The organism is Streptomyces sp. NPDC052496, from assembly GCF_040679095.1.
Classification (GTDB): Bacteria; Actinomycetota; Actinomycetes; order Streptomycetales; family Streptomycetaceae; genus Streptomyces.
On sequence record NZ_JBFAUH010000001.1, the window covers coordinates 346266 to 364758 of the forward strand.

General features: G+C 71.3%; 14 protein-coding genes, 2 tRNA genes and 1 pseudogene. 8 read left to right on the top strand and 9 right to left on the bottom strand.

Annotated elements, in window-relative coordinates; genetic code table 11:
* The first annotated feature begins 313 nt into the window (after positions 1 to 313).
* Entirely contained in the window at positions 314 to 1516 is a 1203-nt protein-coding gene (locus tag AB0L45_RS01645; protein WP_365835614.1) for a hypothetical protein, read from the top strand.
* Here AB0L45_RS01645 and AB0L45_RS01650 read toward each other — a convergent pair.
* Positions 1482 to 4124 carry a valine--tRNA ligase gene (locus AB0L45_RS01650; RefSeq protein WP_365834962.1) on the bottom strand — a complete coding sequence of 881 codons (2643 nt, stop codon included), beginning with the start codon at positions 4122 to 4124 and terminating at the stop codon, positions 1482 to 1484. The two genes, AB0L45_RS01645 and AB0L45_RS01650, sit on opposite strands and share 35 nt — an antisense overlap.
* 159 nt (positions 4125 to 4283) lie before the next feature.
* On the opposite strand from AB0L45_RS01650, the gene AB0L45_RS01655 reads away from it, so the two are divergent.
* A complete protein-coding gene (locus AB0L45_RS01655) occupies positions 4284 to 5207 on the top strand; it encodes a hypothetical protein (RefSeq protein WP_365834964.1) in 924 nt (307 codons plus the stop codon).
* A gap of 39 nt (positions 5208 to 5246) precedes the next feature.
* The gene (locus tag AB0L45_RS01660) at positions 5247 to 6152 is read left to right on the top strand and encodes a hypothetical protein (RefSeq protein ID WP_365834966.1); all 906 of its coding nucleotides are present in this window, start codon (positions 5247 to 5249) and stop codon (positions 6150 to 6152) included.
* An 81-nt stretch (positions 6153 to 6233) separates the two neighbouring features.
* On the opposite strand, the gene clpX is transcribed toward AB0L45_RS01660, so the two are convergent.
* From clpX to AB0L45_RS01685, 5 genes are all read right to left on the bottom strand, one after another.
* The gene (gene clpX / locus AB0L45_RS01665) at positions 6234 to 7523 is read right to left on the bottom strand and encodes an ATP-dependent Clp protease ATP-binding subunit ClpX (RefSeq protein WP_365834968.1); all 1290 of its coding nucleotides are present in this window, start codon (positions 7521 to 7523) and stop codon (positions 6234 to 6236) included.
* A 162-nt stretch (positions 7524 to 7685) separates the two neighbouring features.
* Complete coding sequence (locus AB0L45_RS01670) at positions 7686 to 8369, bottom strand: ATP-dependent Clp protease proteolytic subunit (protein ID WP_365834970.1); 684 nt, start codon at positions 8367 to 8369, stop codon at positions 7686 to 7688.
* Positions 8370 to 8439: 70 nt separating this feature from the next.
* Positions 8440 to 9042, bottom strand: a complete 603-nt coding sequence (locus AB0L45_RS01675) for an ATP-dependent Clp protease proteolytic subunit (RefSeq protein WP_030643979.1) — start codon at positions 9040 to 9042, stop codon at positions 8440 to 8442.
* Positions 9043 to 9377: 335 nt separating this feature from the next.
* Positions 9378 to 10784 carry a trigger factor gene (tig, locus tag AB0L45_RS01680; RefSeq protein ID WP_365834972.1) on the bottom strand — a complete coding sequence of 469 codons (1407 nt, stop codon included), beginning with the start codon at positions 10782 to 10784 and terminating at the stop codon, positions 9378 to 9380.
* Between the two features lie 289 nt (positions 10785 to 11073).
* Positions 11074 to 11150: transfer RNA gene (locus AB0L45_RS01685), tRNA-Pro, on the bottom strand.
* A gap of 215 nt (positions 11151 to 11365) precedes the next feature.
* On the opposite strand from AB0L45_RS01685, the gene AB0L45_RS01690 reads away from it, so the two are divergent.
* Positions 11366 to 11439 (top strand) — tRNA-Gly (locus AB0L45_RS01690).
* A gap of 152 nt (positions 11440 to 11591) precedes the next feature.
* Positions 11592 to 11969, top strand: a complete 378-nt coding sequence (locus tag AB0L45_RS01695; RefSeq protein WP_365834974.1) for an arsenate reductase family protein — start codon at positions 11592 to 11594, stop codon at positions 11967 to 11969.
* Positions 11970 to 12023: 54 nt separating this feature from the next.
* Here the strand turns inward: AB0L45_RS01695 and AB0L45_RS01700 are convergent, their stop codons facing one another.
* Complete coding sequence (locus tag AB0L45_RS01700) at positions 12024 to 12218, bottom strand: hypothetical protein (RefSeq protein ID WP_030020551.1); 195 nt, start codon at positions 12216 to 12218, stop codon at positions 12024 to 12026.
* Positions 12219 to 12954: 736 nt separating this feature from the next.
* Here AB0L45_RS01700 and AB0L45_RS01705 point away from each other — a divergent pair.
* Positions 12955 to 13308 (top strand): annotated as a pseudogene (locus AB0L45_RS01705) (hypothetical protein); the annotation flags it as partial.
* A 33-nt stretch (positions 13309 to 13341) separates the two neighbouring features.
* Here AB0L45_RS01705 and AB0L45_RS01710 read toward each other — a convergent pair.
* Positions 13342 to 14157 carry an ABC transporter ATP-binding protein gene (locus AB0L45_RS01710; RefSeq protein WP_365834976.1) on the bottom strand — a complete coding sequence of 272 codons (816 nt, stop codon included), beginning with the start codon at positions 14155 to 14157 and terminating at the stop codon, positions 13342 to 13344.
* 385 nt (positions 14158 to 14542) lie between these two features.
* Here AB0L45_RS01710 and AB0L45_RS01715 point away from each other — a divergent pair, with 385 nt between their 5' ends.
* Positions 14543 to 15748, top strand: a complete 1206-nt coding sequence (locus tag AB0L45_RS01715; RefSeq protein ID WP_365834978.1) for a cation:proton antiporter — start codon at positions 14543 to 14545, stop codon at positions 15746 to 15748.
* Positions 15749 to 15960: 212 nt separating this feature from the next.
* On the opposite strand, the gene AB0L45_RS01720 is transcribed toward AB0L45_RS01715, so the two are convergent.
* Positions 15961 to 17103 (bottom strand): PP2C family protein-serine/threonine phosphatase, encoded by a 1143-nt coding sequence (locus tag AB0L45_RS01720; protein WP_365834980.1) that lies wholly within the window; start codon positions 17101 to 17103, stop codon positions 15961 to 15963.
* A 127-nt stretch (positions 17104 to 17230) separates the two neighbouring features.
* Between AB0L45_RS01720 and AB0L45_RS01725 the strand changes: the two genes are divergently transcribed.
* On the top strand, positions 17231 to 18460 hold the full coding sequence (locus AB0L45_RS01725) for a GNAT family N-acetyltransferase (protein ID WP_365834982.1): 1230 nt from the start codon (positions 17231 to 17233) through the stop codon (positions 18458 to 18460).
* The last annotated feature ends 33 nt before the right edge of the window (positions 18461 to 18493 follow it).

Below are 18493 nucleotides of genomic sequence, written 5' to 3' on the forward strand. Positions count from 1 at the left end.
TTCGCCGGAAAGTCCCGTTTGCGGGCCCCATGCTCCCCCGTCTCGATGAGAGGCGGATGAGAACGCACCGGCCACCGCCGCAGAACGCACCGGCCACCGCCGCACCGTGACGCACGCCTCGGATCGCCGCCCCCGAGCAACGCACCACCCCCCTGCCCGCATCTTCTCCGGCGGGCTCTGTGAGCCTTGACCCACACGAAGATCGAGGAAGTCCGGAAGAAACGGGCCCCGGGGGCGGCGGCGTACGGCCGCCGGGCACCGCCGGGCAGGGCAGGAGCTGAAGAGCGTGCGGGTGCCGGCCATCAGTCAGCGGATGCACTTGGTGCTGCTCACCGCGTGGACCGTGCTGTGGTTCGTCGTGGTCGAGCCGAACGGGGGTTTCTCCTGGCACTACCTGCGTACCGGCGGCGAGCTGATCTACCAGGGCTCCGCCGGCGACGGCACCGGCGGCCTCAACCTCTACGCCCACCACCCCGAACTCCAGATGGGCCCCATCAGCTTCCTGGTGGCCGGCCTGTTCAACCCGTTCCCCGAGCACACCGGCCAGTTCCTGGCCGCGGCCCTGATGTCGCTGCTCGGCCTGGTGATCGTGGTGCTGGCCGGGCGCAGCGCCGCCTGGCACTTCCTGGGCACCGGCACCAACCACCAGCGGCTGCGCCAGCGCGTCCTGATAGCCGGCCTGGCCTTCATCCCCATGTGGATCGAGGTCTCGGTCCGCTTCGGGCACCTGGACGACGTCCTCGCACTGTTCTTCACCGCGCTGGCCGTACGGTCGGTGACCCGCGGCAACGCCGCGCTGACCGGCGTCTTCCTCGCCCTGGCGATGGACTCCAAGCCGACCGCGCTGGCCTTCGTACCGCTGCTGCTCGCCCTGCCGAAGGAGAAGTGGCTGCGTGCGGGGCTGTGGATGGCTGGGCTGGTCGCGGTGGCCTGGCTGCCGTTCTTCGTCGGTGACCTCCATTCGTTCTCGGCGGCCAAGTTCGCCATTCCCAACCATCCGGCGTCCGCGCTGCGCTGGCTGGGCGTGGCCGACCCGGAGACGCCCGGCTGGGACCGGCCGGCGCAGTTCGCGCTGGGTCTGCTGCTGGGCTGCCTGGCGGTGTGGCGGGGGCGCTGGGCCGCCGTCGTCCTGCTCGGCGCCAACGCCCGGATCGTCCTGGACCCCAGCGTCTACACGTACTACACCGCGTCCGTCCTGCTCGGCACGCTGCTGTGGGACGTCATCGGCCAGCGCCGTCTCGTGCCCTGGTGGAGCTGGCTGGCGCTGCTGATCCTGTACGGCAGCGTCTTCGCGGTCCCCGACGACTCGGCGCGCGGCCTGATCCGCCTGGCGTTCGTGGCGGTCTCGACCGCGTACGTCCTGCTGTGGCCGGTGCGGGAACGCGGCGACCGGCGCGGCTCGGGACGGCGCAGGCCCCCCGCCCGTAAGGACGAGGGGCCTGCGGAGAGCCACGCGCCGGGGACCGCCCCGGCGCCCGGCGTCACGCCTTGGGCAGGGCCTCCAGCTGCGCGCTGATGCGCACGATGTCGGCCTCGGCCGTCTCCAGCCGCGTACGGATCTTGGCGACGACGTGCTCCGGGGCCTTGCCCAGGAACGCCTCGTTGCCGAGCTTCGCGGTGGCCTGGGCCTTCTCCTTCTCGGCCGCGGCCAGGTCCTTCGACAGCCGCTTGCGCTCGGCCTCCACGTCGATGGCGCCCGACAGGTCCAGCGCCACCGTCGCGCCCGCGACCGGCAGCGACGCGGTGGCGGTGAACTCCTCACCCGCGGGCTGCAGGCGCAGCAGCGAGCGCATCGCGGCCTCGTGGGCGGCCAGCTGCGTACCGGCCAGGTCCAGCCGGGCCGGGACCTTCTGGCCGGGCTGCAGGCCCTGGTCGGAACGGAAGCGGCGGACCTCGGTGACGACCTGCTGGACGGTCTCGATCTCCCGCTCGGCGGCCGCGTCGCGGAAGCCGGAGTCGGCGGGCCAGTCGGCGATCACGACGGACTCGCCGCCGGTCAGCGCCGTCCAGAGGGTCTCCGTGACGAACGGCACGACCGGGTGCAGCAGCCGCAGCGTGACGTCCAGGACCTCGCCCAGGACGCGGCGCGAGGCGTCCGCGGCCGGGCCGCCCGCCATGAACGTGGTCTTGGACAGCTCCACGTACCAGTCGAAGACCTCGTCCCACGCGAAGTGGAAGAGGGTGTCCGACAGCTTGGCGAACTGGTAATCGTCGTAGTACGCGTCCACCTCGGCGACGACCGTGTTGAGGCGGGAGAGGATCCAGCGGTCGGTCGCCGACAGCTGCTCGGCCGGGGGCAGCTCGCCCTCGACCGTCGCGCCGTTCATCAGCGCGAAGCGGGTGGCGTTCCAGATCTTGTTGGCGAAGTTGCGCGAGCCCTGGACCCAGTCCTCGCCGATCGGCACGTCCGTACCGGGGTTGGCGCCGCGGGCGAGGGTGAAGCGGACGGCGTCGGAGCCGTACTTGTCCATCCAGTCCAGCGGGTTGACCGCGTTGCCGAAGGACTTCGACATCTTCTTGCCGCGCTCGTCGCGGACCATGCCGTGCAGGGCGATGGTCTTGAACGGCGGGGTGCCGTCCATCGCGTACAGACCGAACATCATCATCCGGGCGACCCAGAAGAAGAGGATGTCGTAGCCGGTGACCAGGACCGAGTTCGGGTAGAACTTCTCGACACTCGGGGTCTTCTCCGGCCAGCCGAGCGTGGAGAACGGCCACAGACCGGACGAGAACCAGGTGTCCAGGACGTCCGTGTCCTGCGTCCAGCCCTCGCCCGTCGGGGCCTCGTCGTCCGGTCCGACGCAGACGACCTCGCCGTTCGGGCCGTACCAGACCGGGATGCGGTGGCCCCACCACAGCTGGCGCGAGATGCACCAGTCGTGGAGGTTGTCGACCCAGCCGAAGTAGCGGGACTCCATCTCCTTGGGGTGGATGTCCACCTTGCCCTCGCGGACCGCGTCACCGGCGGCCTTGGCGAGCGGACCGACCTTGACCCACCACTGCATGGACAGCCGCGGCTCGATGGTCGTCTTGCAGCGCGAGCAGTGGCCGACCGAGTGGGTGTACGGGCGCTTCTCGGCCACGATGCGGCCCTCGGCGCGCAGCGCGGCGACGATCGCGGAGCGGGCCTCGAAGCGGTCCAGGCCCTCGAACGGGCCGTGTGCGGTGATCACGCCGCGCTCGTCCAGCACCGCGAGGTTGGGCAGGTCGTGCCGACGGCCGATCTCGAAGTCGTTCGGGTCGTGGGCCGGGGTGACCTTGACCGCGCCGGTGCCGAACTCCGGGTCGACGTGCTCGTCGGCGACGACCGGGATGCGGCGGCCGGTCAGCGGCAGCTCGATCTCCGTGCCGACCAGGTGGCGGTAGCGCTCGTCGTCGGGGTGGACCGCGACGGCGGTGTCACCGAGCATCGTCTCGGCACGGGTGGTGGCGACGACGATGGAGGCGTCGCCCTCGCCGTACGTGATCGAGACGAGCTCGCCCTCGTCGTCCTGGTACTCCACCTCGATGTCCGAGATGGCGGTCAGACAGCGCGGGCACCAGTTGATGATCCGCTCGGCGCGGTAGATCAGCTCGTCGTCGTAGAGCCGCTTGAAGATCGTCTGGACGGCCTTGGACAGGCCCTCGTCCATCGTGAAGCGCTCACGCGACCAGGCGACACCGTCGCCCAGGCGCTTCATCTGACCGGAGATCTGCCCGCCGGACTCGCCCTTCCAGCGCCACACCCGCTCGACGAACGCCTCGCGGCCCAGGTCGTGGCGCGAGACGCCCTCCTTGGCCAGCTCGCGCTCGACGACGTTCTGGGTGGCGATACCGGCGTGGTCCATGCCGGGCTGCCACAGCGTCTCGTAGCCCTGCATCCGCTTACGGCGGGTGAGGGCGTCGATGAGGGTGTGCTCGAAGGCGTGCCCGAGGTGGAGCGAGCCCGTGACGTTCGGCGGGGGAATGACGATCGTGTACGGCGGCTTGTCGCTCTTCTCGTCCGCCTCGAAGTAACCCCGCTCCACCCAGCGCTCGTACAGCGGCCCCTCTACCTCGGCCGGCGCGTACTGGGTCGGCAGTTCAGTGGGGCTGCTGTTCGTCGGCCCGCCGTCTCGGGGGCTCTGCTGAGTGTTCTCGGTCACGACGCTCAGTGTACGGGCGCGGATGTCGCAGTCTCGAATCGGTTTGGCCCCCGGAGCACCGGCCGGCCGTGGCGTCGTACAGGATGTTGGCGACGCACAGACATCAACTGTGACGGGCGTCATCGGACGCCGTCAGTCGCCACGAGGGGAACCCGCTCCATGAGCTACCACCAGCCGCCTCCCGGCCCGTACGGCCAGCCGCCGCAGCAGCCGGGACCGTACGGGCAGCCCGCGCCGCAGCCGGTCGGGCAGCCCCAGTACGGCTACCCCCAGCAGGGCGGCCAGGTCCCCCCGCAGCAGCCTTACGGATACCCGCAGCAGGCGCCCCAGCCCGGCTACCCGCAGCAGCCCCAGGCGCCGTACGGCCAGCAGCAGGCCCCGTACGGGCAGCAGCCCGCTCCGTACGGCCAGCAGCCGCAGAACGGCGGCAAGGGCAAGGGCCTGAAGGTCACCCTCAGCATTCTCGCGGTGGCGGCCGTGGCGGGCATCGGCGTGGGCGCGTACTACGCGTTCGGCCCGGGCGGCGACGTGAAGCCCTACACGATCGCCCTGCCGGCCGACCTCCTCGGCGGGACGTTCAAGAAGGCCAAGGGCAAGGACCAGACGAAGGACGAGTCCAAGGACGCGGAGACCAAGGCGCTGGGCATCACGGAGGGCACCAGCGTCCAGGGCACCTACGCGAACGGCAAGGGTCAGCCGCTGATGCTCACCGGTGTCTACGGCAAGGTCGCCGACCCCAAGAGCACGGTCAACAAGATGGTCGCCCAGATCGAGAAGAAGTCGGAGCGGACGGACACCCAGGGTGCCAAGGTGGAGACCGTCACCCCGGTGACGGAGTTCTCGCCCGACGGCTTCGACGGTTCGGTCATGAAGTGCAAGGCGGTCAAGGGCACCGCGTCGCGGGCCGGCCTCAGTGCGACATCCACGGTGACGTGGTGCATCTGGGGGGACTCCAGCGCGGTCGGCATCGTCATGAACAACGGGGTGCAGGCGCCCACCAACTCCACCGGCCCCGCCTTCTCCGCGCAGGAGTTCGCCGAGAAGACGCGCGAGATCCGCGACGCGGTGCGGCGCGAGAAGTAAGAGCCGCGGGCGCGCCTGACCACCCGAGGGGGATACACCATGAGTTTCGACCAGCCGCCGCCGGGGCCGTACGGCAGCAGCGGACAGCAGCAGCCGCAGGGCGGGGGCTTCGGGCCGCCCCAAGGGCTGCCTCCGGGCCCGCCACAAGGCCCTCCGCAGGGCCCGCCCCCTGGGCCGCCGCCCGGTCCGTACGGCTACGGCGTACCCCAGCAGCCCCAGGCCCCGCAGCAGCCCGTACAGCCGATGCAGCCGATGCAGCCCGCGCCGTTCCCGCCGCCGGGTCCGCCCGGTGGCGGCGGCGGGAGCACCGGCAAGATCATCGCCGGGGTGGCCGCCGGGGTCGTCCTCGTGGGCGCCATCATCGGCGGGGCCGTCATGCTCGTCTCCGGTGACGACAGCGGCCGTACCCGGACCGGCGGCAACAGCTCCGCCGAGGACGGCGCGCGGCAGCCGATGCGGCTGACGACGCCCGCGACGGTCGACGACGGCGCGTACACGCTGGAGAAGGACAAGGCGGCCCTCCAGCGCGACGGCCGGAAGCTGGGCTCGCCGCCGCCCGGCATCACGCAGGAGATCGCCCGCTACCGCGGCACCCGCGACGGCCGGACGACCGGTCTGGTGATCTCCGGTGGGTACGGCACCATCTCCGACCCGGACCGCGTGATGGACGGCATGTTCAGCGGCGTGACCGGCGGGGGCACCACCGTCGTACGGCAGCGCGAGACGTTCCGGCCCGGCGCGGCCGGCGGCGACGTGAAGATCGACTGCGAGGTCCTGAAGATCCCGGCGTCCGGCTACGCGCCGGTGTGCGGCTGGGCCGACGGCTCGACCGCCGCGGTGCTGCTCTACATGAACGGCGAGCTGCGCTCCCCCTCGGACATCAGCCTGGCGCAGTACGCGGACACCACCGCCGTGGTGCGCGGCGAGACCCGTACCCCTCGGTAGCCGGGCGAGCACAAGGGCCGCCTCGCGACCGGTGGTCGCGAGGCGGCCCTGGGGCGCGTCCGTGCGGGGGGAACGGACGCGCTACGCGCTCTTCTCGTGGTGCTCGCCCGGCTCTCCGCCGCGGTTGCGCGGGACCAGGGTCGGGTTCACGTTGGAGTGGACGACGTCTTCGGTGATCACGACGCGGGCCACGTCCTTGCGGGACGGGACCTCGTACATCACCGACTGGAGGACCTCCTCCATGATGGCGCGCAGGCCGCGCGCGCCGGTGCCGCGCAGGATCGCCTGGTCGGCGATGGCCTCCAGGGCCGGGCGGTCGAAGTCCAGCTCCACGCCGTCCAGTTCGAACAGGCGCTGGTACTGCTTGACGAGCGCGTTGCGCGGCTCCAGGAGGATCTGCAGCAGCGCCTCGCGGTCGAGGTTGTGCACCGAGGTCAGCACGGGCAGCCGGCCGATGAACTCCGGGATCATCCCGAACTTCACCAGGTCCTCCGGCATGACGTCCTGGAGCTGGTCCTTGGACTCGATCTCGCGCTTGGAGCGGATGTTGGCGCCGAAGCCGATGCCCTTGGCGCCGGACCGGGCCTCGATGATCTTCTCCAGACCCGCGAAGGCACCGCCCACGATGAACAGCACGTTCGTCGTGTCGATCTGGATGAACTCCTGGTGGGGGTGCTTGCGGCCGCCCTGCGGGGGCACCGAGGCGGTGGTGCCTTCCAGGATCTTCAGCAGGGCCTGCTGGACGCCTTCACCCGAGACGTCACGGGTGATCGACGGGTTTTCGCTCTTGCGGGCGACCTTGTCGATCTCGTCGATGTAGATGATGCCGGTCTCGGCCTTCTTGATGTCGAAGTCCGCGGCCTGGATCAGCTTGAGGAGGATGTTCTCGACGTCCTCGCCGACATAGCCGGCCTCCGTCAGCGCCGTCGCGTCGGCGAAGGCGAACGGGACGTTGAGCATCCGGGCGAGCGTCTGCGCGAGCAGCGTCTTGCCGGAGCCGGTCGGGCCGAGCAGCAGGATGTTGGACTTGCCGAGCTCGATGCCGTCGTCGCCGCCGCGCGCGCCACCGTTCTCACCCGCCTGGACCCGCTTGTAGTGGTTGTAGACGGCGACCGAGAGCGCCTTCTTGGCGGGCTCCTGGCCTACGACGTAGCTCTCCAGGAACTCGTAGATCTCCCGGGGCTTGGGCAGTTCCTCCCAGCGGACCTCGGAGGTCTCGGCGAGCTCCTCCTCGATGATCTCGTTGCAGAGGTCGATGCACTCGTCGCAGATGTACACACCAGGCCCCGCGATGAGCTTCTTCACCTGCTTCTGACTCTTCCCGCAGAACGAGCACTTGAGCAGGTCGCCGCCGTCACCGATGCGTGCCACGAGGTGCTTCCCCTTCGCCTGGGATCCGCATTGCTCCGCGGACCCGGGTGCTTGCCTATCGACGGTACCTTGCCGGGCCCCCCGTACGGGCCCCCCTTGGACCGACTCGGTCAACCCGGTCCAAGGGGGCGTGTCACCGGCTCACTTCGCGACGGGTCGCGATCAGACGGAAGCGGCCGTCTTACGGGTGGAGACGATCTGGTCGACGAGACCGTACGCCAGGGACTCCTCGGCGGTCAGGATCTTGTCGCGCTCGATGTCGTCGCGGATCTTCTCGATCGGCGTGGTGGAGTGCTTGGCCAGCATCTCCTCCAGCTGCGTACGCATCCGCAGGATCTCGTTGGCGGCGATCTCCAGGTCGGAGACCTGGCCGCGGCCGGTCTCGCTGTACGGCTGGTGGATCAGGACGCGGGCGTTGGGCAGCGCCATCCGCTTGCCGGGGGTGCCGGCGGCGAGCAGCACGGCCGCGGCGGACGCTGCCTGGCCCATGCAGACCGTCTGGATGTCGGGCTTGACGAACTGCATCGTGTCGTAGATCGCGGTCAGCGCCGTGAAGGAGCCGCCGGGCGAGTTGATGTAGATCGAGATGTCCCGGTCCGGGTCCATCGACTCCAGGCACAGCAGCTGCGCCATGACGTCGTTGGCCGACGCGTCGTCGATCTGCACGCCGAGGAAGATCACGCGCTCCTCGAAGAGCTTCGCGTACGGGTCGTACTCGCGCACGCCCTGCGAGGTGCGCTCGACGAAGCGCGGGACGATGTAGCGGGACTCGGCGGGCATGCCCTGGAACTCTGCCTGCGGGGCGTCGGTGCGCTCGTAGAGGCTACGGCCGGGGAAGTTGTTCATCTGGAGGTTCACCGTCCTGGTGGCGGTCAGAAGGGGCTGGAGTCGGCTGCTGGGTGCGTCTGCGGGGCGCTCAGGCCCCGGTGCCGCCCCCGCCCGGAACGCCCGCCGCGGTGGTCATGACGTCGTCGATGAGGCCGTACGCCTTGGCCTCCTGCGGGTCGAACCAGCGGTCCCGGTCGGAGTCGCGGGTGATCTGCTCGACGGTCTGGCCCGTGTGCTGGGCGGTGAGCTCGGCCATGCGCTTCTTGGTGTGCAGCAGCCGCTCGGCGTGGATCTTGATGTCCGACGCGGAGCCCGCCAGGCCCGCGGAGGGCTGGTGGATGAGGATCTCGGCGTTGGGCAGCGCGAAGCGCTTGCCCGGGGTGCCGGCGCTCAGCAGGAACTGGCCCATCGAGGCGGCGAGGCCCATGGCGATGGTGACCACGTCGTTCTTGATGTACTGCATGGTGTCGTAGATCGCCATGCCGGCCGAGATCGAGCCGCCCGGGCTGTTGATGTAAAGGAAGATGTCCTTGTCCGGGTCAGCGGCGAGGAGCAGCAGCTGCGCGGTGATCTTGTTGGCGATGTCGTCGTCGACCGGCTGGCCGAGGAAGATGATCCGCTCGCCGAGCAGCCGGTTGTAGACCTGGTCGCCGAGGCCACCGAAGGTCGGCTCAGCGGCGGCGGAAGGCATCGGGATCGTCACGTGTCCACCTGCTCGTTGTCGGACGGCCCAGGGCCGTCTCAGCGTCGTCTTCTGGGGCGTGGGGAGGGCGCGGCGTGCTCCGCCGGCGCCGTTTCGGGTACTCCCCTGCCCTCGTATCTACGGACCCTAACGCGCTGGTCGGCGGGCGCCATCCCGCATTGTCAACTGTTCGCTGTGAGCGCAGGCTCACGGGCGTCCGGCAGCCTTCCCGGGGCCCTGACGACGTACGGGCCCGAACACGCGGGCGTGGCGTGTTCGGGCCCGTACGTCTACTGGCGCTGCGGGACGGCCGGAGCCGCCCGTGCGACCGGGAAGGCCGGGACTCAGGCCTCGGTCTTCTCGGGCTTCTCGGCCTTCTCGGCGTCGGTGCCCTCGGCCTCGGAGGCCTCGACGGTCTCCGTGGTCTCGGCAGTTTCATCTTCGTCGTCCAGGTCGACGACCTCGCCGTTGGTGTCCTTGACCGTGGCGGCCTCGACGACGACCGCGAGGGCCTTGCCGCGGGCGACCTCACCCACGAGCATCGGCACCTGGCCGCCCTCGACGACCGCCTGGGCGAACTGGTCGGGGGACATGCCGGAGGACTGCGCGCGGCGCATGAGGTGCTCGGTGAGCTCCTCCTGGCTGACGTTCAGCTTCTCCTTGTTGACCAGCTCGTCGAGGATGAACTGGGTCTTGATGCCCTTCTCCGCCTGCTCCTTGGTCTCGGCGTCGAACTCCTCCTCGGTCTTGCCCTGGATCTCCAGGTACTTCGCGAGGTCGAGGCCCATCTGGGCGAGCTGGTGGTTGACCAGGTTGTGCTTGCGGGTCTCGATCTCGTCCGCGAGCAGCTTCTCCGGCATCGGCACCTCGACCAGCTTCAGCAGCTCGTCGAGGACCTTCTCCTGGGCCTGGGTGGCCTGGTCGTACTTCTTCATCTGGGCGAGGCGCTTGGCGCTGTCGGCGCGCAGCTCCTCCAGCGTGTCGAACTCGCTCGCCAGCTGCGCGAAGTCGTCGTCCAGCGCGGGCAGCTCACGGGCGGCCACGGCGGTGACGTCGACCTTGACCTCGGCCTCCTTGCCGGCGGCCGAGCCGCCCTTCAGCTCGGAGGTGAAGGTGCCGGACTCGCCGGCCTTCAGGCCCTTGACGGCCTCGTCGATGCCGTCGAGCAGCTCGCCGGAGCCGACGGTGTAGCTGACGCCCTTGGCGACGCCGTCCTCCAGCACCTCGCCGTCGACCTTGGCCTCCAGGTCGATGGTGAGCACGTCGCCGTCCTCGGCGGCGCGCTCGACCGGGGAGGTGGAGGCGAAGCGGTCGCGCAGCTGCTCGACCGACTTGTCGATGTCCTCGTCCGACACCTCGACGGCGTCGACCTCGACCTCGATGCCGGAGTAGTCCGGGATCTCCAGGGCCGGGCGGATGTCGACCTCGGCGGTGAAGGCCAGCAGCTCGCCGTCCTTCAGCTCGGTGATGTCGACCTCGGGCTGGCCGAGGACGTTCAGCTCACCCTCGTTGACCGCTTCGGTGTAGAACTTCGGGAGCGCGTCGTTGACGGCCTCCTCCAGCACGGCGCCGCGACCGAACCGCTGGTCGATGACGCGGGCCGGGACCTTGCCCTGGCGGAAGCCCTTCACCGTGACCTGCTGGTTGATCTTCTTGTACGCCGCGTCGAGGCTGGGCTTGAGCTCCTCGAAGGGCACCTCGACAGTGAGCCGAACCCGGGTCGGGTTCAGGGTCTCCACGGCGCTCTTCACGGTTCGGTCTCCTTGGGGCTGACTTCTGGGGTTCTGCTTGAGATCTGCCGACGCCCGGGACCGGGCGCCCTGCGGATCGCGCCCGGGAGAAGGACACACGGGCACGCAGCTTGCATAGTAACCGCAAGCGGGTTGGCACCCGCAATGTGATCTTGACAGGCCGCTTACGGGCCCTTCGGCACGGGCTCCGGGAAGAGGGCCGTGCGGCCGGGGCGCGGGGCGCCCGGGACACCGTACGGCCGGCCGGGAAGGGCCGGGACGCCGTACGGCTGAACGTGGAGAAACCTGCTGGTCGGGGTGGCCGGATTCGAACCGACGACCTTCCGCTCCCAAAGCGGACGCGCTACCAAGCTGCGCCACACCCCGTCGGTGCGACACGTAGGGTACATGGCCGTGGCCGGTACGGCTGCCGGATATCCACGGGCGCGGCCCCTGGACCAGGGGGCGCACGGCGGACGGGCGGGGGCGCACGGGGCCGGAACGGCCTGCCGCGACCGGCGGCGCCGGGGCGGAGTGTGCGGCGGACCCGGGTGACCCGCTACGATGCACTGCGTGCCGCGGTCACCCGACCGGCGGCGCATGCGGGCGTAGCTCAATGGTAGAGCCCCAGTCTTCCAAACTGGCTACGCGGGTTCGATTCCCGTCGCCCGCTCCATGGACCGTGGCCCGGCCGTGAGGATCTCCTCCGGACCGGGCCTTCGGCGTTCCCGGGGGCCGCCGCGCCCGGCATCCGCCGCCGGCCGGCGATTCTTGTCACGTCCTGACCATGTGCGCCCCCTCCCCGGCGCGCCTCACTAGGGTGACCCCATGGAGATCTGGCTGAATCCCGCGTGTTCCAAGTGCCGTTCCGCCGTCGACCTGCTGAACGAGGAGGGGGCGGACTACACCGTCCGCAGGTACCTCGAAGAGCCGCCGACCGCCGCGGAGTTGCGGGAGGTGCTGGGCCGGCTGGGGCTGGAGCCGTGGGACATCACACGGACGCAGGAGGCCGAGGCGAAGGAGCTGGGCATCGGCGCGTGGGAGCGTACGGACGCCGCGCGGGAACGCTGGATCGAGGCGCTGGCCACGCGGCCGCGGCTGATCCAGCGGCCGATCATCACGGCGGACGACGGCACGGCGCTGGTCGGGCGCAGCGAGGAGGCCGTGCGGGAGGCGGTCGCGCGGAGCGGACGCGACGACCGCTGATCGTCCCGGCGGGCCCGTGCGCCGTGGGGTGCCGGGGTGCGGGCCCGTACGGCGCTAGAAGCTGATGTTGTTGATCGTCTCGGCCACCGAGTTCAGGAACCGGTTGATGGACGGCGCGATGCCGGTGGAGGCGAGGAAGAAGCCGAAGAGGATGGCTACGAGCGCCGGTCCCGCCTTGAGCGACTTGCCGCGTATCAACACGATCATGATGATGCCCAACAACAGCACGACGGACAGCGAAAGAGCCACAACTGATCACACCCTCGGTCGGAACGCCTGGCCGGCCCCGGAAGCATGCAGCCGCGCACACCCCCGCTCGGCACCCATCGTGCCACCAAGTCACTGCCCAGTGGAGGCGGGTGGCGAATCATCGGCCAAGGCTTTGCCTCCGCTCCGGACGGCCGCGGCGCCGCGCCCGGGCGGACACCGGCCCGGCGCCCGGGAATTGACGCCACGGAACGCATTCGGCCGCGCGGCCGGAACCGTGCGCGACCGCCCGGCCGGAGGGCACCGCACCCGTCGGCCCCCTTTTGTGCCTACGTGAATTGATGTGGCACGAGCCCCGCCGACGGACGGCCACCGCCCCGACATACCGGTAGCGAAGCGGACATCACCCCCGCGTCCACGACGGGGCATATGCCCTCGCCTAAGGGGGTGACACAGCCCGGGGCAGACATTCACCGGCCCTCCGGAAAATGCGGCGAGAGTTCGCCCGGAACTCCCGGCGACCGCCGCCCGCAAGGGAATTGCCCGGCACGCCGCACCCGTATTACACATTCGGCGGAGAAGGTTTTACGCATTCCGCGGCCGCCACCAGGGCGCGTCAGATGTCCCCCGCCGCACCGACCCCACGACGCGTGCTTCCCTCGGGCGCCGGACCCCTGGCCGGGGCGCGGCGGGCCCCGCCTCGGGGGCCTCGGGCAGCGGTCCGCGCGCCACCGGACGACCCGGGGCGGAAGCGGCACCGCCCGCCGCCGGAAGCGTCCGGGGCGCTTTCTTCGACCATGCGAAGTATCTGGCGATCACCCTGGTCGCCATGGGGCATTCATGGGGGCCGCTGACCGGTCGGAGCCGAACCGCCGGAGCGCTCTACATGACGGTGTACGCGTTCCATGCAACGGCTGCTCCAGTTCCTGCCGTTCTTCGTCCTGGGGCTGAACCTGCGGTTCGCGCACTTCGCGCTGGTACGGCGGCGTGGTCCTACCGCCGGGAAAGCGCCCAGGAGTTGGGGGCGCCCTGGCGGGCGGGGGTGGTGATGACGCTCGCGATGTTCGACTGCTCGCTGGTCCTGACCGGCTGCTTCCTCGCCTGGGTGCCGGCCCGCCGTACGTGGTGCACGGTGCCGGGCTGGAGCCGAGGACGGCGTGGGCGTTCAGGAAGGAACCGGCGGGACGGGGCTGAGGCCCGCCACCGGGTGGCCGCCGAGCGCCGCCATCCGGGCCGCGACCTGCTCGGGCGAGGGCCGCTCCAGGCTGTCGGCGAGGGCGCCGTCGGCGAGGAAGAGGACCCGGTCGGCCCAGGAGGCCGCCACCGGGTCGTGGGTGACTATGACGACCGTGGTGCCGAGCCCGTCGACGACGCGCCGCAGCAGGCCGAGGACCTCGCCGGCGGAACCGGCGTCGAGCGCGCCGGTGGGCTCGTCGGCGAAGAGCACGTCCGGGTCGGTGACCAGCGCGCGGGCGATGGCGACGCGCTGCTGCTGGCCGCCGGAGAGCCGGCCGGGACGCCGCCCGGCGTGACCGCCGAGGCCGACCCGGGCGAGCGCCTCGGCCGTGCGCCGTGGGTCGGCGCGCTGTCCCGCGAGCCGCATCGGCAGGGCGACGTTCTGCTCGGCGGTCAGCGACGGCAGCAGGTTGAACGCCTGGAAGACGAAGCCGAGGCGTTCGCGGCGCAGGGTGGTGAGCCGGCTCTCCCGCATCCGGGTGAGGTCCGTACCTCCGACGCGGACCGTGCCGCCGGTCGGCCGGTCCAGGCCCGCCGCGCACTGCAGCAGCGTGGACTTCCCCGAGCCGGAGGGGCCCATCACGGCGGTGAAGCTGCCGTGCGGGAGGGTGAGGTCGATGCCGCGCAGGGCGTGTACGGCGCCCGCTCCGCGCCCGTACTGCCGCCGGACGCCGCGCAGCTCCACGGCGCAGGAGTGGCCCGCCTCCTGCTCCGGCCCGGCCCGGCGCCTGTCGCGCAGCCCCATCACGCCGCCTCCCGTCTCGTACGTCCGTCGTCCCGTGCGCCCGTCGCCGCTGCGTCCGTCGTCCCGTGCCTCCGTCGCCTCGTGCTCCGGTCGCCCTCCGACCGTACGGAGCGGGGGTGAACCTGGGCCATGACGGCTGCCGGTGGCTCCGGGGTGGGGAAAACCCCAGCCAGGGCTCTCCTCGGGAGGGCTGGTGAAGGTCCCGGAGGCGGGTCGGTGGAGGAACGGGTGGGTGCCGGCGTGGCAGGTGGCGCGCACGGGGCCGCCGGGCCGGAAAAGTCGTTTGGTAAACTAACCATTAACGCTTTCTTGACTCCCCCTTGACCGAACAGCGTCCGGCCGAACTTCTGGAGGAGCCATCGGACACGCAGAAACCCTCCTCGCGATGGGCGGGGCCTTCCTGGCCGCCGCCGTCCTCGCCCGCCTGGGCAGCCGTATCGGGCTCCCCACGATCCCCCTGTTCATCCTGGCCGGGATACTGCTCGGCCCGCACACCCCCGGCGTCTCGCTGGTCGACGACCCGCACGAGCTGGAGATGCTCTCCCTGCTGGGTCTGGTGCTGCTGCTCTTCTACCTCGGCCTCGAATTCCACCTGGACGACCTCAAGGAGGGCGGCCGGAAGATGGCCGTCGCCGGGGCCGCCTACCTGGCGCTGAACGTCGGCGCCGGACTCGTCTTCGGCTTCCTGGTCGGCTGGGGCACCCCCGAGGCGCTCGTGCTGGCCGGTGTGCTCGGCATCTCCTCGTCGGCGATCGTCACCAAGGTCCTGATGGACACCGGCCGCCTCGGCAACCCCGAGACCAAGCCGATCCTGGGCATCATCGTGGTCGAGGACATCTTCCTCGCGCTGTACCTGGCCGCCCTCCAGCCGGTGATCTCCGGCGCCGACTCGATGGCCTCGGCGGTCCTCGACGCGGGCAAGGCGTTCGGCTTCCTGCTGCTCCTGGCCGTGGTGGCCCGCTGGGGTACGCGGGTGATCGGCAAGCTGATCGCCACCAAGGACAACGAGCTGCTGGTCATCTCCTTCCTCGGCGCCGCCGTCTTCGTGGCGGGCGTCTCGGAGTGGTTCGGCGTCGCGGACGCGATCGGCGCGTTCATGGTCGGTCTGATGCTCGGCAGCACCAGCTCGGGCAAACGGATCATGGAGCTGGTGCATCCGCTGCGGGACGCCTTCGGCGCGATCTTCTTCTTCGCGTTCGGCCTGTCCATCGACCCCGGTGACCTGCCGTCGGTGGTCTGGCCGGTGCTGATCGCGGTGGTGCTGACGCTGGTCATGAACGTGGTCGCGGGGCTGGTCGCCGCGCGGATCTACGGCTTCGGGCCGCGCCCGGCCGCGAACATCGCCACCGCGCTGCTGGCCCGCGGCGAGTTCGCGCTGATCCTGGCGACGATGGCGGCGGGCGCCGGGCTGGACGAGCGGCTGGCGCCGTTCATCGCCGGGTACGTGCTGGTCCTGGCCGTCCTGGGGCCGCTGGCCGCGGGCCGGTCCGCGTGGCTGGCGCGGATCCTGCCGGGCGGCGGGGACCGGACGGTCACGGCACCGTCCACGGCTCCCGCGGCAGCGGGCGGCCGGTCTCCAGGAGCGTCTTGAGGTGGGCGAGCACCGCGTACCAGCTCTGGGCCGCCGCGTCCCGCTCGGCCTCGCCGGCCAGGCCCTCATGAGGCCGCGGTCGGCCCGGGGCCGGTGAGGGCGTGCCAGGCCTGCTGCGGCGTGCCCTCGATGTGCGTGACGTTGCCGAAGGTGAGTGTGCCTGCCGTGCCGTCCTCCGTGTGCCGTGCCGGGCGTCCGGCTCACCGTACGGCTCAGTCGCGGCAGATCAGCAGCAGCGCGCGGTCGTCGTTGACGTCCTTGGCGACGGCTTCGATGAGGTGCCAGGCGGCGCCGGCGAAACCGCAGGCCACATAGCGGTCGGCCTCGCCGGTCAGCCGGTCGATGCCCTCCGCGATGTCCCGGTCGGCGGCCTCGACCAGGCCGTCCGTGAAGAGCATCAGGACGTCACCGGGGCGCAGCGTCCCCTTGACCGGGTCGAACTGCGCCCCGTCGTACACCCCGAGCAGCGGCCCTTCGGCCGCCTTCTCCTCCCAGCGGCCGGTGCCCGCGCTGAGCTGGAGGGCGGGCAGGTGCCCGGCGGACAGCAGCTCGTAGTCGCCGGACTCCAGGTCGAGCACCAGGTGGATGGAGGTGGCGAAGCCCTCGTCCCAGTCCTGGCGCAGCAGGTAGCCGTTGGCGGCGGGCAGGAAGCTGTGCGGCGGCAGCGAGCCGAGCAGGCCGCCGAAGGCGCCGGACAGCAGCAGAGCGCGGGAGGCCGCGTCCATGCCCTTGCCGGACACGTCGGTCAGCACGACTTCGAGGATGTTGCCGCCGTGCGTGCGTGAGGCGACCACGAAGTCGCCGGAGAAGGACTGCCCGCCGGCCGGGCGCAGCGCCATCTCGCGGTGCCAGCCGGCCGGCAGTTTGGGCAGTTTGCTCTGTACGCGGATACGTTCGCGCAGGTCGAAGAGCATCGTGCCGCCCCGTCGCCACGGCACGCCGACCCGGCTGCGGAACTGCGCGATCAGCAGTCCGGACAGGCCGACCGCGGCGACCACCAGGACCGTGCCCGGCGTGATCCGGTCGCGGCCCTGGTCGTACGGGCCGAGCAGGGACGCCTCGACGATCAGCGCGGCGGCGGAGGTGCCGTACAGGGCGAGCAGGTTGGCCGGGCGCAGCAGCAGTCCGCCGGCGATGACCGGCAGGACCAGCGCGGTGGGCGCGATCCAGTCGGGGCGCCAGACGGTGCCGCAGGCGATGGCGGGAATGGCGATCAGGAGGGCCACCAGGGCGATCCAGTCGGAGCCGTCGCCGCGGAAGTAGTCGACCCCGGCCTTGCGCACGCTGATGCGGACCCGGTGCATCGCCTTGCGCCACCGGGCCGTCGGGGACTCCGCTCCCGTGCTGCTCGCCATTGTTCTGGGACCTTATCCACCCGTTCGGCGGCGCGTCGATTCACGGCACGCCGCCTGGCGCAATCACCGGGAAACGCCGTTCGAAAAACGGTCGCGCGGGCGGAAGCCGTCCTGCTACGCATGGCGTATGACGACCGAGTTACGGCAGCTTCGGCCGGACGAGTGGGACGACTGGTACGACAAGCTGGAACGCGCCTTCGGCGGCACCCCGGAGGCGCCCGAGGAGCGGGCCCTGTGGCGCCGCCTCGGAGAGCCTGAGCGCTGCCTGGCGGTCCGCGACGGCGGCGAAGTGGTGGGCACCGCGGGGGCGTTCTCCTTCCGGCTGTCGGTGCCCGGCGGCGCCGTCGTCCCCGTGCCCGGCGTGACGCTGGTCAGTGTGCAGCCCACGCACCGGCGGCGCGGCATCCTCCGCGAGATGATGCGCCACCAGCTCGCGGACTTCCGGGCGCGGCGCGAGCCGCTGGCCGTGCTGACCGCCTCGGAACCGGCCATCTACGGGCGCTTCGGGTACGGCGCGGCGTCCGAGGCGGTGCGCATGACGCTGGACACGCTGCGCCTGTCGGTCCGCGTGCCGGAGGGCGGTGACGACGTACGGCTGCGGCTGGTCGACCCGGAGGACGGGCTGGCGGCCTGCGAGAAGGTCTACGAGCAGCTGGTCACCGGCCGGCCCGGGATGCTCGCCCGGCAGCCCGGCTGGGAGCGGCTGCCGCTGCTCGACCCGGAGGCCGACCGGGACGGGGCCGGGCCGGTGCTGTGCGTGCTGGCCGAGGTGGCCGGTGAGGTGCGCGGGTACGCGCGCTACGCCGTGAAGGCCGCCTGGAGCGGGGGCAGCCCGGACGGGACGGTGGTCCTGCGGGACGTCGAGGCGCTGGACCCGGTGGTCTACGCCGCCCTGTGGCGCTACCTGTTCGGCATCGACCTGACGTCGCGCGTGACGGTGCTCAACCGGCCGGCCGACGATCCGCTGCTGCACCTCGTGGACGACATCCGGGGCTCCCAGGTCGTGGTGCGCGAGTCGCTGTTCGTCCGGCTGGTGGAGGTCGGCGAGGCCCTGGCGGCGCGGACGTACGCGACGCCGCTGGACGTGGTCCTCGACGTGGCCGACCCGTTCTGCCCGTGGAACGAGGGCCGGTGGCGGCTCACCGGTGACGAGAAGGGCGCCTCGTGCGAGCGGACCACGGACCCGGCCGACCTGGCGCTGTCCGTGCGCGAGCTGGGCGCCGCCTACCTGGGCGGCTTCTCCCTGGGCGCGCTGGCCACGGCGGGCCGGGTGCGCGAACTGCGGCCGGGCGCCCTGCGGGAGGCGTCGACGGCGTTCGGCACGTACGGCAGGCCGTGGCTGCCGCACGGCTTCTGAGGGCGGCGCGCGGCGCCCCGGCCCCCGCCCGGC

Coding starts and splice junctions, on each gene's coding strand:
- AB0L45_RS01670 (WP_365834970.1), bottom strand. CDS start 8,369: ATGAACAACTTCCCCGGCCGTAGCCTCTACGAGCGCACCGACGCCCCG.
- AB0L45_RS01695 (WP_365834974.1), top strand. CDS start 11,592: ATGGAGATCTGGCTGAATCCCGCGTGTTCCAAGTGCCGTTCCGCCGTC.
- AB0L45_RS01725 (WP_365834982.1), top strand. CDS start 17,231: ATGACGACCGAGTTACGGCAGCTTCGGCCGGACGAGTGGGACGACTGG.
- AB0L45_RS01645 (WP_365835614.1), top strand. CDS start 314: ATGCACTTGGTGCTGCTCACCGCGTGGACCGTGCTGTGGTTCGTCGTG.
- AB0L45_RS01675 (WP_030643979.1), bottom strand. CDS start 9,042: ATGCCTTCCGCCGCCGCTGAGCCGACCTTCGGTGGCCTCGGCGACCAG.
- AB0L45_RS01710 (WP_365834976.1), bottom strand. CDS start 14,157: ATGGGGCTGCGCGACAGGCGCCGGGCCGGGCCGGAGCAGGAGGCGGGC.
- AB0L45_RS01660 (WP_365834966.1), top strand. CDS start 5,247: ATGAGTTTCGACCAGCCGCCGCCGGGGCCGTACGGCAGCAGCGGACAG.
- AB0L45_RS01715 (WP_365834978.1), top strand. CDS start 14,543: ATGGGCGGGGCCTTCCTGGCCGCCGCCGTCCTCGCCCGCCTGGGCAGC.
- AB0L45_RS01720 (WP_365834980.1), bottom strand. CDS start 17,103: ATGGCGAGCAGCACGGGAGCGGAGTCCCCGACGGCCCGGTGGCGCAAG.
- AB0L45_RS01655 (WP_365834964.1), top strand. CDS start 4,284: ATGAGCTACCACCAGCCGCCTCCCGGCCCGTACGGCCAGCCGCCGCAG.